This is a genomic window from Streptomyces hirsutus, from assembly GCF_001418415.1.
In the GTDB taxonomy this organism is placed as follows: Bacteria; Actinomycetota; Actinomycetes; order Streptomycetales; family Streptomycetaceae; genus Streptomyces; species Streptomyces hirsutus.
Genome location: NZ_LIQT01000287.1, coordinates 1 through 15095 on the forward strand (window position 1 = coordinate 1; position 15095 = coordinate 15095).

The 15095-nt window shown below is 73.3% G+C and carries 13 protein-coding genes; 9 read left to right on the top strand and 4 right to left on the bottom strand.

Going from position 1 to position 15095, the window contains the following annotated elements; all coding sequences use genetic code 11:
• The first annotated feature begins 304 nt into the window (after positions 1-304).
• Positions 305-1507 carry a Gfo/Idh/MocA family protein gene (locus tag AOK11_RS21245; protein ID WP_055595314.1) on the top strand — a complete coding sequence of 401 codons (1203 nt, stop codon included), beginning with the start codon at positions 305-307 and terminating at the stop codon, positions 1505-1507.
• 70 nt (positions 1508-1577) lie between these two features.
• Here AOK11_RS21245 and AOK11_RS21250 read toward each other — a convergent pair whose 3' ends face one another.
• The 4 genes from AOK11_RS21250 to AOK11_RS21265 all read right to left on the bottom strand — a co-directional run bounded on the left by AOK11_RS21250 (position 1578) and on the right by AOK11_RS21265 (position 5199).
• Entirely contained in the window at positions 1578-2375 is a 798-nt protein-coding gene (locus AOK11_RS21250) for an SDR family NAD(P)-dependent oxidoreductase (protein WP_055595315.1), read from the bottom strand.
• Positions 2376-2422: 47 nt separating this feature from the next.
• Entirely contained in the window at positions 2423-3349 is a 927-nt protein-coding gene (locus tag AOK11_RS21255; RefSeq protein ID WP_055595316.1) for an SDR family oxidoreductase, read from the bottom strand.
• Positions 3350-3481: 132 nt separating this feature from the next.
• Positions 3482-4111, bottom strand: a complete 630-nt coding sequence (locus AOK11_RS21260) for an MBL fold metallo-hydrolase (RefSeq protein WP_055595317.1) — start codon at positions 4109-4111, stop codon at positions 3482-3484.
• Positions 4111-5199: an S-(hydroxymethyl)mycothiol dehydrogenase gene (locus AOK11_RS21265; protein WP_055595318.1), complete on the bottom strand. Its 1089-nt coding sequence runs from the start codon at positions 5197-5199 to the stop codon at positions 4111-4113. Before AOK11_RS21265 ends, AOK11_RS21260 begins: the two co-directional genes overlap by 1 nt.
• Before the next feature lie 198 nt (positions 5200-5397).
• On the opposite strand from AOK11_RS21265, the gene AOK11_RS21270 reads away from it, so the two are divergent.
• The 8 genes from AOK11_RS21270 (at position 5398) to AOK11_RS21305 (ending at position 15055) form a co-directional block, all read left to right on the top strand.
• The gene (locus AOK11_RS21270) at positions 5398-7152 is read left to right on the top strand and encodes an ABC transporter ATP-binding protein (protein ID WP_055595319.1); all 1755 of its coding nucleotides are present in this window, start codon (positions 5398-5400) and stop codon (positions 7150-7152) included.
• A gap of 195 nt (positions 7153-7347) precedes the next feature.
• Complete coding sequence (locus AOK11_RS21275; RefSeq protein WP_055595320.1) at positions 7348-7713, top strand: nuclear transport factor 2 family protein; 366 nt, start codon at positions 7348-7350, stop codon at positions 7711-7713.
• A gap of 253 nt (positions 7714-7966) precedes the next feature.
• On the top strand, positions 7967-8443 hold the full coding sequence (locus AOK11_RS21280) for a (2Fe-2S)-binding protein (RefSeq protein ID WP_055595321.1): 477 nt from the start codon (positions 7967-7969) through the stop codon (positions 8441-8443).
• Complete coding sequence (locus AOK11_RS21285) at positions 8440-10824, top strand: xanthine dehydrogenase family protein molybdopterin-binding subunit (RefSeq protein ID WP_055595322.1); 2385 nt, start codon at positions 8440-8442, stop codon at positions 10822-10824. Before AOK11_RS21280 ends, AOK11_RS21285 begins: the two co-directional genes overlap by 4 nt.
• Complete coding sequence (locus AOK11_RS21290) at positions 10821-11675, top strand: FAD binding domain-containing protein (RefSeq protein ID WP_055595323.1); 855 nt, start codon at positions 10821-10823, stop codon at positions 11673-11675. The genes AOK11_RS21285 and AOK11_RS21290 overlap by 4 nt, the downstream gene beginning before the upstream one ends.
• Before the next feature lie 119 nt (positions 11676-11794).
• Positions 11795-12652: an AAA family ATPase gene (locus AOK11_RS21295; protein WP_055595324.1), complete on the top strand. Its 858-nt coding sequence runs from the start codon at positions 11795-11797 to the stop codon at positions 12650-12652.
• Between the two features lie 74 nt (positions 12653-12726).
• A complete protein-coding gene (locus tag AOK11_RS21300; RefSeq protein ID WP_079034996.1) occupies positions 12727-13953 on the top strand; it encodes a vWA domain-containing protein in 1227 nt (408 codons plus the stop codon).
• A complete protein-coding gene (locus AOK11_RS21305) occupies positions 13946-15055 on the top strand; it encodes an XdhC family protein (protein ID WP_055595325.1) in 1110 nt (369 codons plus the stop codon). The genes AOK11_RS21300 and AOK11_RS21305 overlap by 8 nt, the downstream gene beginning before the upstream one ends.
• Positions 15056-15095: the final 40 nt, after the last annotated feature.

Sequence of the window (15095 nt, forward strand, 5' to 3'; positions counted from 1 at the left end):
CCCCGCCCCCTCGGCCTCTCCCCGGCCGGCGCGGCCGACGGAGGGCGGCGGGTGCGAGAACCCGCACGGTCCGCGACCCGGCGGAATCCCCTGAGGGCATGAGGAACCATCCGGTGTCGGACAAGTGCCCCCGCACGGGGGGCCGTTGCGGCATCGTGTTCCCCGACCCTCCGAAGGGCACCGAGGACGCGGCCACCGGCCGAAAGGACTTCCCGACCTCAGCTCCCCGATCACCCACTACGCGGCCGGCGTGTGCGCGTCGCAGCTCGGCCTCGTTCCCTCCCCGTGAAAGGGCACGCATCCCATGACGTTCTCGCTCGGCATCGTCGGCGCCGGCCAGTTCTCCGGCCAGTTCGCCACCCTGTTCCAGGCGCACCCCGGCGTCGGCGACGTCCACGTCACCGACCTGCTGCCCGAGCGGGCCCGGCAGCTCGCCGCCGCGCAGGGACTCGCCGGCACCTTCCCGTCGTACGAGGCCATGCTGGAGTCGCCGGAGATCGACGCGGTCGCGATCTTCACCCAGCGCTGGACCCACGGCCCCCTGGTGCTCCAGGGCCTCGACGCGGGCAAGCACGTGTACTCGGCGGTCCCCATGGCGATCCGTACGGAGGAGATCGCGGCGATCATCGACGCGGTCGAGACGACCGGTCTGACGTACATGATGGGTGAGACCAGCCAGTACCACCCGGCGACGGTCCACGCCCGCGACCGGATCGCCGAAGGTGCCTTCGGGCGGCTGTTCTACGCCGAGGGCGACTACGTCCACGACATGGACCTCGGCTTCTACGAGGCGTACCGGTACAGCGGCGGCGACAACTGGAAGGCCACCGCCAGCTATCCCCCGATGCTGTACCCGACCCACGCGGTGGGCGGGGTGCTGGGTGCCTGGCGGACGCACGCGGTCGGTGTCTCCGCGATCGGCGTCAGGGACGAACGGGGCGACGGCGTCTTCGACAAGGAGGTCAGCCGGTTCGACAACGACTTCTCCAACGCCACGGCCCTGTTCGAGGTGGCGGGCGGCGGCGCGTTCCGCACGAACGAGTTCCGGCGGGTCGGCTATCCCTCGCACATCAGGGAATCGCGGTTCCGGTTCTTCGGTACGGAGGCGAGCATGGAGCAGCTCGCCACGGTCACGCTGTGGCAGGACAAGAGCGGCGTCCAGGACATCAGCGAGCTGCTGCAGCCCAAGGAGACCCTCTCCCCCGACGACCCGTCCCTCCAGCACGTGGCGCCGGAGCTGCGCTCCGCCTTCACCTCGGGATCGGCGGCGGTGCACGACCGGTCCCGGCTCCCCCGCGCGTTCGACCTGCTGCCCAACGGCCACGAGGGCAGCCACCACTACCTCGTGGACGACTTCGTGACCGCCGTGAGCACCCGCACCCTGCCCTCGGTGAACGCGTGGGTCGCCGCCCGCTACACCCTGCCCGGCATCGTCGCCCACCAGTCGGCGCTGCAGGGCGGCACCAGGCTGGAGATCCCGGACTTCGGGGACGCCCCGACCCCCTGATCTCCGGGTCCACCGGCTCTCCGAGACCTCCGACCCGTGAGCCGGGTCCCCGCCGCGGCGGGGACCCGGCTCAGCTCTCCGGCCCCGCCAGCGCCTGACGGAATCCCGCGTTGACCGCCGTGACGCCGCCGTCGACCACCAGGGTGGCGCCGGTGATCCACGACGCGTCGCAGGAGGCGAGGAAGGCCACGGCGGCCGCGATGTCCTCCGGTTCGCCCACCCGGCCCAGCGGGTAGAGCCCGCGCACCGCCGCGAGGTCCTCGTCCCTGCCCTCCCACGCCCTGGTGCGCACCGTGCCCGGAGCGACGAGGTTGACCCGGACGCCCCGGGGCCCGGCGTGACCGGCGAGGGTACGGGTGAGGGAGGCGAGACCCGCCTTGGCCGCGCTGTACCCGTGGTTGCCGAAGTCCTGGATGCCGTTGACGGAACCGATGGCGACGATGGCACCCCGGCCGGAGGCGGCGAGATGCGGGAGCGCGGCGCGGCAGCAGCGGTGGGCGCCGGTGAGGGTGACGTCGAGGTCGCGGGCCCAGGCCTCGTCCGGCTGATCCTCGAAGAGGGGGGCGTCCGGTGTGCAGTGGGCGGCGTTGTTGACCAGGACGTCGAGCGAGCCGAAGGCGTCCACGGCATGCGCGACGGCCGCTTCGACCGACGTGCGGTCCGCCACGTCGCAGGTGACGCCCTCGGCCGGCAGGCCTCTCTCGCGGAGCGCCGACGCGGTGCGCCCGGCCTCGGCGCCGTCCACGTCGGCAACCAGGACACGCGCCCCCTCCTCCGCGAACCGCAGGGCGGTCGCCGCCCCGATGCCGCGTGCCGCGCCCGTGATGAGAACGCCGTATCCCTCGAAACGCCGTGTGTCCGTCGTCATGCGGGGACGGTACTGCGCCGGACGATCACCGCGGGAGGGGCAGGGCGTCAGCGGTACCCCGTGACGTCCGCAGGCTTGCCCGGGTCCTGGACCTCGACGAGGTAGCGCCAGGCGTCCGGGCGGCTGCCGTCGAGGTCGGTGAAGCCGTACTCCCGGGCGAGACCGCCGCTGGAGAGGGAGGTGCCGTTGAAACGGGACACCCCCGGGTCGGCGGCGAGCGCGGCGACGGCCCGCCCCACGTAGCGCGGGGTCTCCGAGATGGCGAAGTGGGGGACGCGGGTCAGGGCGTCCCGCCAGTTGTCCTCCCTCACCCCGAACTCGTCGAGCATGATCTCCGAGCGGAGCCAGCCCGGGGTGAGCGCGAGGGCCGTGGCGCCGCGCGGGCCGATTTCGTGGCCGAGGGCGAAGGCCATGCGCAGGACGGCCGTCTTGGCGAGGTCGTAGAAGAAGGAGACGCGGTAGGTGTCGCGGTTGTAGTCCGCGGTGCCGTCGGTGACCTCCACGACCAGGCCGCCGGGGTGGCGCAGCAGCAGCGGCAGGGCATGGTGACTGGTGACGGCGTGCGTGTCCACCGCGAGCCGCAGCAGGCGCAGCCCCTTGTCGAGGTCGTGCTCCCAGACGGGAACGTCCCACTCGAAGAGCTTCTCGCCGCCCCAGATGTCGTTGACGAGGACGTCGAGGCGGCCCTGCTCGGCGGCGATGCGGTCGACGAGGGCCTTGACCTGGGCGGGGTCCAGGTGGTCGGTGGGGACGGCGATGCCCCGTCCGCCGGCCTCGGTGACCAGGTCGGCGGTGTCCTCGATGGTCTCGGGGCGGTCGTACTCGGAGCGCTCGGCGCGGGTGCTGCGTCCGGTGACGTAGACGGTGGCGCCCGCCGCGCCCAGTTCGACGGCGATGCCCCGTCCGGCCCCCCGGGTCGCTCCCGCGACCAGTGCGACCTTGTTCTGCGACGACCCGATGGTCGACTCCGGCATGTCCGGCCTCCCGTCACGCGTGACAGCGATCTGCTGTCACTACGAGAGTGACGGGTAAGCCGGACATCCTCTGTCGCCTTTTCCCGGGGATCGCCCGGTCGGACGTGACCGGGCGAAGTCACCGGAGCGGCCTCAGTGGCCGCGGGCGATCCACTCCTCGAGGTGCGGGGCCTCCGCGCCGATGGTGGTCGAGTCGCCGTGGCCGGTGCGTACCTTCGTCTCCGGCGGAAGCGTGAGCAGCCGCTCCCGGATCGAGTCGACGATCGTCGGGAAGTGGGAGAACGAGCGGCCGGTGGCGCCGGGACCGCCCTGGAACAGGGTGTCGCCGGTGAACACGGTGGCGAGCCCCGGGTCGTACAGGCAGACCGCGCCGGGCGCGTGCCCCGGTGTGTGCAGCACCGTGAGGTCGGCGCCGGCCGCCTCGATCACCTGGCCGTCGACCAGCCAGGCGTCGGGGTCGCGGTCCGGGTGGGTCTGCTTCCACAGCGGCAGGTCGTCGTGGTGCAGCCAGATGGTGGCCCCGGTGCGGTCGGCGAGGGCCGGCGCGGCGTCGATGTGGTCGTTGTGGGCGTGGGTGCACACGATCGCCTTCAGGCGGCGGTCGCCCACGGCCTCGGCGATGGCGTCGGCGTCGTGGGCGGCGTCGATGACGATCACCTCGTGGTCGTCGCCGACGATCCACACGTTGTTGTCGACGTCCCAGGTGCCGCCGTCGAGGCTGAACTGCCCCGAGGTGACGAGGTGTTCGATGCGGGCGGTCATCAGAGCACCACCACCGAGCGCAGGACGTCGCCCTTGTGCATCCGCTCGAAGGCCTTCTCCACCTCGTCGAGCTGGATGGTCTCGGTGACGAACGCGCCGAGGTCCAGGCGGCCCTGCTGATGCAGGTCGACCAGCATCGGGAAGTCCCGCGAGGGCAGGCAGTCGCCGTACCAGGACGACTTCAGGGAGCCGCCGCGGCCGAACACGTCGAGGAGCGGCAGTTCGAGCTTCATCTCCGGAGTGGGCACGCCGACGAGGACGACCGTGCCGGCCAGGTCGCGGGCGTAGAAGGCCTGCTGGTACGTCTCGGGGCGGCCGACGGCCTCGATGACGACGTCGGCGCCGAAGCCGCCGGTGAGTCCGCGGATCGCCTCGACGGGGTCGGAGGTACGGGAGTTGACGGTGTGGGTGGCGCCCATGGAGCGGGCGGTCTCCAGCTTGCGGTCGTCGATGTCGACGGCGATGATCTTCGCCGCTCCGGCGAGCCGGGCCCCGGCGATGGCCGCGTCGCCGACGCCGCCGCAGCCGATGACGGCGACGCTGTCGCCGCGGCCGACGTTGCCGGTGTTGATCGCGGCGCCGATGCCGGCCATCACGCCGCAGCCCAGCAGGCCGGCGACCTGCGGGGAGACTTCGGGGTCGACCTTGGTGCACTGGCCGGCGGCGACGAGGGTCTTCTCGGCGAAGGCTCCGATGCCCAGGGCCGGGGAGAGTTCCTGGCCCGTCGAGGCGAGGGTCATCTTCTGCTTGGCGTTGTGCGTGTCGAAGCAGTACCAGGGGCGTCCGCGCATACAGGCGCGGCACTTGCCGCACACCGCACGCCAGTTGAGGACGACGAAGTCACCGGGGGCGACGTCGGTGACGTCGTCGCCCACCGACTCCACGACACCCGCGGCCTCGTGGCCGAGGAGGAAGGGGAAGTCGTCGTTGATGCCACCCTGCTTGTAGTGCAGGTCGGTGTGGCACACCCCGCAGGCCTGGATGCGGACGACCGCCTCACCCGGCCCCGGGTCGGGTACGACGATCGTCTCGATGCGTACCGGCTCGTCCTTGCCCGGTGCGATCACGCCGCGTACTTCCTGCGCCATGGTGCTGGCTCCTTCATCTCCCGGTGGTACGTCCTCCCGACCCTACGCGACCCGTACGGGACCCGGCCGGTGGGCTCCACGGCAGGTCGGAACGTGGAGGCCGGGGTTTCGTGCCGGGTGCGCGGGGCGGACCCGGCGGGCCGCGGGCGGACCGCGGCGACGTAGCCTGAACGCTCCGCCCGACGCCGAGGGAGCGACGTGAGCATCGCAGCGCAGAAGTCCGGCCCGCCCGCCTGGCGGGCGCTCCTCGGTTACGTACGGCCGCACCGGTGGGCCCTGCTGGGCGGCGCCGCGCTGTCCCTGCTGACGGGGGCGACCGGCCTGATGCTGCCGCTGGTCGCCCGCGACCTCATCGACGACCTGTCCGACGAGCGGGCCATCACCGGCGCGCTGGTGCTGATGTCGGCCCTCGTCATAGCCAACGCCGCGCTGGGCGCGCTGGGTTCGTACGTGCTGCGGCGTACCGCCGAGTCGGTGGTGCTGGGGGCGCGGCGCTCGTTGTCGTCGTATCTGCTGCGGCTGCGGATCACGGCCGTGGACCGCAGCGAGCCGGGTGACCTGATGGCCCGCATCACCTCCGACACCACACTGCTGCGGGAGGTCACCACGGACTCGCTGGTGGGCCTCGGCACGGGCGGTCTGACGCTGATCGCGACCATCGCCCTGATGGGTTTCGTCGATCCGGTGCTGCTGGGGGTCACCCTGGCCGTGATCGTGGGCGCCGGGACGATCCTCACGCTGATCGTGCCGCACATCAGCCGGGCCAGCCGGCGGGCGCAGGACGCGGTCGGCGTGATGGGGGCCTCGCTGGAGCGGGTGCTGGGCGCGCTGCGCACGGTGAAGGCGTCCGGTGCCGAACCGCGGGAGGAGCGCGTGCTGCACGAGGCGGCCGAGGAGTCGTGGCGGCAGAGCGTGCGGGCCGCCAAGTGGTCGGCGGCGGCGGGCAACACGGCGGGGCTCGCGATGCAGGTCGCGTTCATCACGGTGCTCGCGGTGGGCGGGGCCCGGGTGGCGACGGGCGCCATCGACATCGGCACGCTGGTGGCGTTCCTGCTGTTCGTCTTCTACCTCATGATGCCGATCCAGAGTGTCGTGGGCGCGATCACGCAGTACCAGACGGGCAGCGCCGCTCTGGCCCGGATCCAGGAGGCGCTGCGGCTGCCCGCCGAGCCCGCCGCCGGGCCCGCGCCCCTGCCCACGCCGGGTGCCGCGCCCGCCGCGCTCGCCTTCGAGGACGTGCGTTTCCGCTACGCGGACGATCTGCCGTACGTGCACCACGGGGTGACGTTCACCGTGCCCGCCCGGGGCATGACCGCGTTCGTCGGCCCGTCCGGCGCGGGCAAGACCACCGTCTTCTCCCTCATCGAGCGCTTCTACGACCCGGATTCCGGGACGATCACCCTCGACGGGCGGGAGCTGGCCGACTGGGAGCTGTCGCGGCTGCGGTCCTCGATCGGCTACGTGGAACAGGACGCGCCCGTCCTGTCGGGTTCCCTGCGCGACAACCTGCTGCTCGGGAACCGGGAGGCGGACGACGACGAGGTGGCGCGGGTGGTGAAGACGACCCGGCTCGACGGTCTGGTGGCCAGGCTCCCCGAGGGGCTCGGCACACTGGTCGGGCACCGTGGCACCAAGCTGTCCGGCGGGGAGCGCCAGCGGGTCGCGATCGCCCGCGCGCTGCTGCGCCGTCCCCGGCTGCTGCTGCTCGACGAGGCCACCTCGCAGCTCGACGCGGTGAACGAGGCCGCGCTGCGCGACACCGTCGCCGAGGTGGCCCGGACGACGACGGTGCTGGTGGTCGCCCACCGGCTGTCGACGGTGACGATGGCCGACCGGATCGTGGTGATGGACGCGGGCCGGGTCCGCGCGGTCGGTACGCACCGGGAACTGGTGACCGCCGATCCGCTGTACGCGGAGCTGGCGGCGACGCAGTTCCTGGCGACCAGCGGGTGACACCCGGCGAGCGGTGCGCGCCGTCCCGGGACGGCGCGCAGGGCGCGGCCGTCAGGTCCGGACGGTGGGGGCTGTTCCGGGGCCGGCGGAGCGGGCGGTCCGGGCTTGCCGTACCCATCGGGCGGGAGGAGGCTCGTAGATGAGGCCCGGCGTGGCCCGCTCCGGACCGGGCCGAGGCCCTCGAAGGAGGTCATCATGGCAACCTCGGCAGCACCCCGCTTCGGCACCGACGCATTGCGCCGAGGGCTCGAGTCCCCGACGGCCGCCCCCCTGACGGCGCTCTACGCGGACGACGCCGAGCTGCGCATCGTGGACCGCAACACCCAGCCCAGCCACCCCATGGTCCTGCACGGCCGGGACGAGATCTCCGCCATGCTCGACGACGTCTACAGCCGTGACATGACCCACCGGCTGGAGCGGTGCGTCGTCCAGGACGACCAGGCCGCCTTCAGCGAGACCTGTGTGTACCCGGACGGGGTGCGGGTGTACGCGGAGTCGATGGTCTCGCTGCGGGACGGAAGGATCACCGAGCAGACGATGATCCAGGCCTGGGACGAGTGAGCGGTCCGGTTCGGCCGGACGCCGAGGAGCACAGGGCACGGCCGGGCACCCGCCCTCCGGTCGTGGAGCGCGGGTGCGGGCGACGACACACACGGAACCATGTCATGCACACGCTGAAGAAGTGCAATCGATCGACGCTCGACAGAGCCGCGCCGCACCACTCGCCGTCCCACGGGACCGGCCCTAGAGTGACCTTCGTCACCCCAAGGTCCGCCGATACTCCGTATCCGCCCGCACGGTCTCTGGAGGGCACATGGCTCACATCTCGGTGAAAGTGGACGGCACGGCGTACGAGGACGAGGTGGAACCCCGTCTGCTGCTGGTTCATTATCTGCGCGACCGGCTCGGTCTGACCGGCACCCCGGTCGGCTGCGACACCTCGAGCTGCGGCGCCTGCACGGTCGAACTGGACGGCGCGAGCGTGAAGAGCTGCTCGGTGCTGGCCGTCCAGGCCGACGGCGGCGAGGTGACCACCGTCCAAGGGCTGGCCCGGGACGGCGAGTGGACACCGCTGCAACGGGCCTTCCACGAGCAGCACGCGCTGCAGTGCGGCTACTGCACCCCCGGGATGATCATGGCAGCGCGCGATCTGCTGCGCGAGAACCCGGACCCCGACGCGGACGAGGTGCGCGAGGCGCTCGAGGGCAACATGTGCCGCTGCACCGGTTACCAGAACATCGTCCGCGCGGTGCTCGCCGCTGCCGCCGCATCGGAGGAGGTCACGGCATGACGGATCAGAGCACCGACCGGGACACCGAGCGTGAGGTGGGCCGGGGCCGGCTCCGCAAGGAGGACGCCCGGCTGGTCACCGGGCAGACCAACTGGACCGACAACATCTCCGTCACCGGTCTGCTGCACATCGCGTTCCTGCGCAGCCCCATGGCGCACGCCCGCATCGAGCGGGTCGACGTCTCCCCCGCCCTCGAACGCCCCGGTGTGGTCGCCGCGTTCAGCGGCCGTGACCTGGCCGAGGGGCTCGGTTCGCTGCCCTGCGCCTGGCCGGTCACCGAGGACATCGTGCTGCCGGACCATCCGCCGGTCGCGGTCGACGAGGTGCGGCACGCGGGCGACCCGGTGGCGGTCGTGGTGGCCCGCGACCGGTACGCGGCGGCCGACGCGCTGGAGGCGGTCGAGGTCGACTACGAGCCGCTGCCCCCGGTGCTCGACCTGGAGGCGGCGCTCGCCGAGGACGCTCCGCTGGTCCACGCGGACAAGGGCACCAACCGCAGTTACGTGTGGCCGCTGAAGACGGGCGAGGACTACGAGGCGGTCAAGCGGCGTGCCGACGTGGTCGTCACCCGCCGCTTCCACCAGCAGCGGCTGATCGCGAACGCGATGGAGCCGCGCGCGGTCGTCGTCACCCCGCTCGCCGCCTCCGGCGAATACACGGTCTACTCGGCGACCCAGGTCCCGCACATCCTTCGGGTGATGCTGGCGATGGTCACGGGGATCCCCGAGCAGAAGCTGCGGGTGATCGCCCCGGACGTGGGCGGCGGGTTCGGCTCCAAGCTCCAGGTGTACGGCGAGGAGGCCGTCGCGCTGGAGGTGGCCCGGCGGCTGGGCCGCCCGGTGAAGTGGACCGAGTCGCGTTCCGAGGGCTATCTGGCCACCCACCACGGCCGCGGCATGATCCAGGACATCGAGGTCGCCGCCACCGGCGAGGGCAGGCTCCTGGGCCTGAAGGTCGAGCTGCTCGCCGACATGGGTGCCTATCTGATGCTGGTCACGCCCGGCATCCCGATCCTCGGCGCGTTCATGTACCCGGCGATCTACAAGATGGACGCCTACGACTTCACCTGTACGGGTGTGTTCACGACGAAGACGCCGACGGACGCGTACCGCGGCGCCGGGCGCCCGGAGGCCACGTTCGCCATCGAGCGGATCATGGACGAGCTGGCGGCCGAGCTCGGCCTCGACCCGGTCGAGGTGCGGCGCAGGAACTGGATCCGGCACGAGGAGTTCCCGTACGACTCGATCGCGGGTCTGACGTACGACAGCGGCAACTACGAGGCGGCCACCGAGAAGGCGCTCGCGCTGTTCGGGTACGACGAGCTGCGCGCCGAGCAGCAGAAACGCAACGAGCGCGGCGACACCGTACGGCTCGGCATCGGCGTCTCGACGTACACGGAGATGTGCGGGCTCGCCCCGAGCCGGGTGCTGCGGGACCTGCGCTACGGGGCCGGCGGCTGGGAGGCGGCGAGCATCCGCATGCTGCCCACCGGCAAGGTCGAGGTGGTCACCGGCACCAGCCCGCACGGGCAGGGGCACGTGACGAGCTGGAGCCAGATCGCCGCCGACGTGCTGGGCGTGCCGTTCGAGGACATCGAGGTGGTGCACGGCGACACCAGGGCGGCCCCTCAGGGCATGGACACGTACGGCTCGCGGTCGCTGGTGGTCGGCGGGTCGGCGGTGCACCGCGCGGCCGAGAAGGTGGTGGAGAAGGCCCGAAAGGTCGCCGCGCACCTGCTGGAGGCGAACGAGAACGACCTGGACTTCACCGACGGTGTGTTCACCGTCAAGGGCTCGCCCGAGGCGCGGAAGACGATCCAGGAGATCGCGTTCGAGACGTTCACCTCGCACGACGTGCCGGACGGCATGGAGCCCACCATCAACGCCGAGCACTTGGTCGACCCGGAGAACTTCTCGTACCCGCACGGCACTCACCTGTGCGCCGTCGAGGTCGACACGGAGACCGGGCGGACCCGGATCCGCTCCTACGTCTGCGTCGACGACGTGGGCCGGGTGATCAACCCGGTGATCGTGGAGGGCCAGGTGCACGGCGGCCTCGCCCAGGGCATCGCGCAGGCGCTGTACGAGGAGGCCCTGTACGACGACGAGGGCAACCTGGTCACGGGCACGATGGCCGACTACCTGGTCCCGGTGGCCGGTGATCTGCCGGAGTTCGTCACGGAGCGGACCGAGACGCCGGCGACCTCCAACCCGCTGGGCGTCAAGGGCGTCGGCGAGGCGGGGACGATCGCCTCGACGCCCGCCGTGGTCGGCGCGGTCGTGGACGCGCTGCGGCCGCTCGGGGTGAACGACGTGACGATGCCGTGCACGCCCGAGCGGGTGTGGCGGGCAGTGCACTCGGCGAAGGAGGCCTCCGCATGATCCCCCCGGCATTCGACTACGCCCGGCCCACCAGCCTCGACGAGGCGCTGCGCGTGCTCGCCGACGGCGGTGAGGACGCGAAGGTGCTGGCCGGCGGGCAGAGCCTGCTGCCGCTGCTCAGGCTGCGGCTGGCCTTCCCGGAACTGGTGGTGGACGTCGGCCGCGTCCCCGGGCTGCGCGGGGTGCGCGAGGACGGCGACACGCTCGTCATCGGCGCGATGACCACGCACCACGAGGTCGTCCGCGACCCGCTGGTGCGCCGGCACGCGGGGCTGCTGGCCGCCGTCACCCGCACGGTCGCCGACCCGGCCGTACGGCACCGGGGCACCTTCGGCGGCTCGCTGGCGCACGCGGACCCGGCGGCGGACCTGCCCGCGGCGGTGCTCGCCATGGACGGTGAACTGGTCGTCGCGGGTCCCGGCGGCCGGCGCACGGTCCCGGCCCGTGAGTTCTTCGTGAACTATCTGGAGACGGTGCTGGAGCCCGACGAGTTGCTGGTCGAGGTGCGGGTGCCGAAGGCGGACGGCTGGGGCTTCCACTACGAGAAGTTCCACCGGGTGGCGCAGTCCTACGCGATCGTCGGTGTGGCGGCGCTGGTGCGCCGCGACAACGGGCGGATCGCCGAGGCGCGGGTCGGGCTGGTCAACATGGGCGCGACCCCGCTGCGGGCCACGGCGGCCGAGCGGGCCCTGGCCGGCTGCGACGACACGCAGGCCGTGGCGCGGGCCGCGCAGTCGGCGGCGGAGGGCACCCAGCCGCCCCGGGACACCTCGGGTTCGTCCGAGTACCGGGCTCACCTGGCGCAGGTGCTCACCCGGCGGGCGGTGCTGACCGCGGCCGGAATGGGGTGAGGCCGATCAGCGGCGCAGTGGGGAGCGACGGGCCGGGGCCCGGCGGACCGGGCGGGGCGGCTGCCGGGCCGGGCCCGGCAGCGGGCGGGCCGGACCGGGCTGCTTCCGGGCCGGAGGAGGTGCGGGCCCGTCTGGAGGCGACGGGGTATCTGGTCGACGACGGGCTGGCCATGGCCTGCTTCCTCGCCCTGAAGCTGCACCGGCCGGTGTTCTGCGAGGGCGACCCGGGCGTCGGCAAGACCGCGCTGGCGACCGCCCTCGCCGAGGCACTGGACGCGCCGCTGATCCGGCTCCAGTGCCACGAGGGCATCGACGCCTCCCAGGCCCTCTACGACTGGGACTTCCCCCGTCAGCTGCTGCATCTGCGGGCCGCCGAGGCGACCGGGATCACGGACGCCGACCGGCTGGAGGGCGAGCTGTACGACCGCCGCTTCCTGATCGCCCGGCCCCTGCTGCGCGCCCTTCAGACACAGCCGTGCGTGCTGCTCGTCGACGAGATCGACCGGGCCGACGACGAGTTCGAGGCGTTCCTGCTGGAGCTGCTGTCGGAGTTCTCGGTGACGATTCCGGAGCTGGGCACCGTACGGGCCGAGGTGCCCCCGGTGGTCGTGCTGACGTCGAACCGCACCCGGGAGGTGCACGACGCGCTCAAGCGGCGCTGTCTGTACCACTGGTTCGGCCATCCGGACTTCGCCCGCGAGCTGGCCATCGTCCGGCGCCGGCTGCCCGGGGTGTCGGCGCGGCTGGCCGAGCAGGTGACCGCGCTGGTGCAGGCGCTGCGCACGCAGGACCTGCTCAAGCCGCCGGGGGTGGCCGAGACGATCGACTGGGCGCAGGCCCTGGACGCGCTCGGGGCGAGCGAGGTCGACGCGGACCTCGCCGTCGCGACGCTGGGGTCGGCGCTGAAGTACCGGGAGGACACCGAGCGGGCGCGTGGACTCGACCTGGCGGCGGTACTCGCCGCACGAGGGACGTGACGGACATGGCAGGCGTGGCGGATGTGACCGGTGGGGCTGCGCGGGGACGCCCGACGCCGGACGAGGAGCGGGACATGCGGGACGACGGCGTACGGGCGGAGGACGTGCGGGCCGGTGACCCGCCCGAAGCGGTCGCGGTGCTTCTCGGGTTCGCCCGCGCCCTGCGCGCGGCGGGCGCCGACGCGAGCGCGGAGCGGGTGCACACGTTCCTGCGCGCGGTGGACGCCCTGCGGCCCGGGGCGCGGACGGACGTGTACTGGGCGGGGCGGCTGACACTGTGCGCCGGACCGGACGACCTGGAGCGGTACGACCGGGTCTTCGCCGCGTACTTCGGCACCGGCGAGCCCGGCGGACCACCGGCACCGGCCGCTCCCCGCCCGAGGCAGCGGCTCGTGGTGCGCGACGCCGCGGGCCGCCGTGCGGGCGGCACGGCGAAGGAGCGTCCGGGGCCGCCCCTGGCCACGCGGGCCAGTTCCACCGAGACGCTCCGCCACCGCGACCTCGCGGACCTGGCCGCCGCCGAGCGGGAGCAGGTGCGGCGGCTGCTGGCAGCGCTGGCACCGCGCGGCGAGGTCCGGCGCACGGCACGGCGCCGGCCCGCCCGGCGCGGGGACGTGGATCCGCACCGGACCGTGCGGGAGCTGCTGCGGCAGGGCGGCGAACCGGCCCGGCTGCGGCGCCGGGTCCGGGCCGAACGGCCACGCCGTCTGGTGTTGCTCGTCGACGTCAGCGGGTCGATGGCGCCGTACGCGGACGCGCTGCTGCGCTTCGCGCACGCCGCCGTACGGGGCCGGACGGCGGAGGTGTTCACGATCGGCACCCGGCTGACCCGGGTGACCCGGGAGCTGTCCCACCGGGACCCCGGCCCGGCCCTGAGCGCGGCCTGGGCCGCGGTACCCGACTGGCGTGGCGGGACCAGGCTCGGTGTGCTGCTGCGGGAGTTCCTCGACCGCTGGGGGCAGCGGGGCATGGCCCGCGGCGCCGTGGTGGTGCTGCTGTCGGACGGCTGGGAACGCGGCGACCCCGAGCTCCTCGCGGCCCAGATGCGCCGCCTGCACCGGCTGGCCCACCGGGTGATCTGGGCCAATCCGCTCAAGGCACGTCCCGATTACGCCCCGCTGGCGGCGGGGATGGCGGCGGCGCTGCCGAGCGTGGACGCGTTCGTCGAGGGCCACAGCCTGGCCGCCCTGGAGAACCTGGCGGCGGTGGTACGGGGTGCCCCGCCCGACCGGGCCTCCCCCGGCCGGGCCGCCGCATCCGCCCCGGCCGCCCTCTCCCGGGAAGGAACCCGCCGTGCGTGACATCCTCCCGGCGCTCACCGGCTGGTACGCCGCGGGCCGGCCGTTCGGCCTCGCCACCGTGGTCGGCGCGAGCCGCAGCACACCGCGTGATCCGGGCGCGGCGATGGCCGTGGGGCCGGACGACGAGGTGGTGGGCAGTGTGTCCGGTGGGTGCGTCGAGGGCGCGGTGTTCGAACTGGCCCGGGAGGTCGTCGGCGACGGCGAAGCCCGGCTGGAGACCTTCGGCTACAGCGACGACGACGCCTTCGCGGTCGGCCTGACCTGCGGCGGCGAGATCACCCTGCTCGTGCGCCCGGTGACGCCGGAGCGGGACCCGGCGTTCGGCGCCGTCGCGGAGTCGGTCGCCGCGGGCGAGCCGGTGACCGTGGCGACGGTGACCGACGGTCCCGCGCCGCGCGGGGCCACGCTGGCCGTGTGGCGGGACCGGCTGGCGGGCACCCTGGGGACGACCGGCCTGGACGCGGCGGTCACCGCCGACGCGCGCGGCGAACTCGCTCTCGGCGCCACGGGGCTGCGCCACTACGGGCCCCGGGGGCAGCGCCGGGAGGACGCGGTGAGTGTGTTCCTGCAGTCCTTCGCGCCGCCGCCGCGCATGCTGGTCTTCGGGGCGATCGACTACGCGGCGGCCGTGGCCCGGATCGGCGCCTTCCTCGGCTACCGGGTCACCGTCTGCGACGCCCGCCCCGTGTTCGCCACGCCCCGCCGCTTCCCGGAGGGCGTCGAGGTGGTCGTGGACTGGCCGCACCGGTATCTGCAGGGCACGGAGACCGACGAGCGCACGGTGATCTGCGTCCTCACCCACGACCCGAAGTTCGATGTGCCGCTGCTCCTGGAGGCACTGCGCCGGCCGGCCGCCTACATCGGCGCGATGGGCAGTCGCCGCACCCACACGGACCGGAGGGACCGGCTGGTCGAGGCCGGGCTCACCGGGGACGAGCTGTCCCGGCTGCGCTCACCGGTCGGGCTCGACCTCGGGGCCCGTACGCCCGAGGAGGTGGCGGTGTCGGTGGCCGCCGAGATCGTCGCGCTGCGCTGGGGCGGCACGGGCGCACCGCTGTCCGCGACCGAGGGAGCGGTCCATCCGCCCGTGCCCACGCCCTGAAGCCCTTGAACCGCCCGGGCCCGGTCGAGCCCTCGGCCCC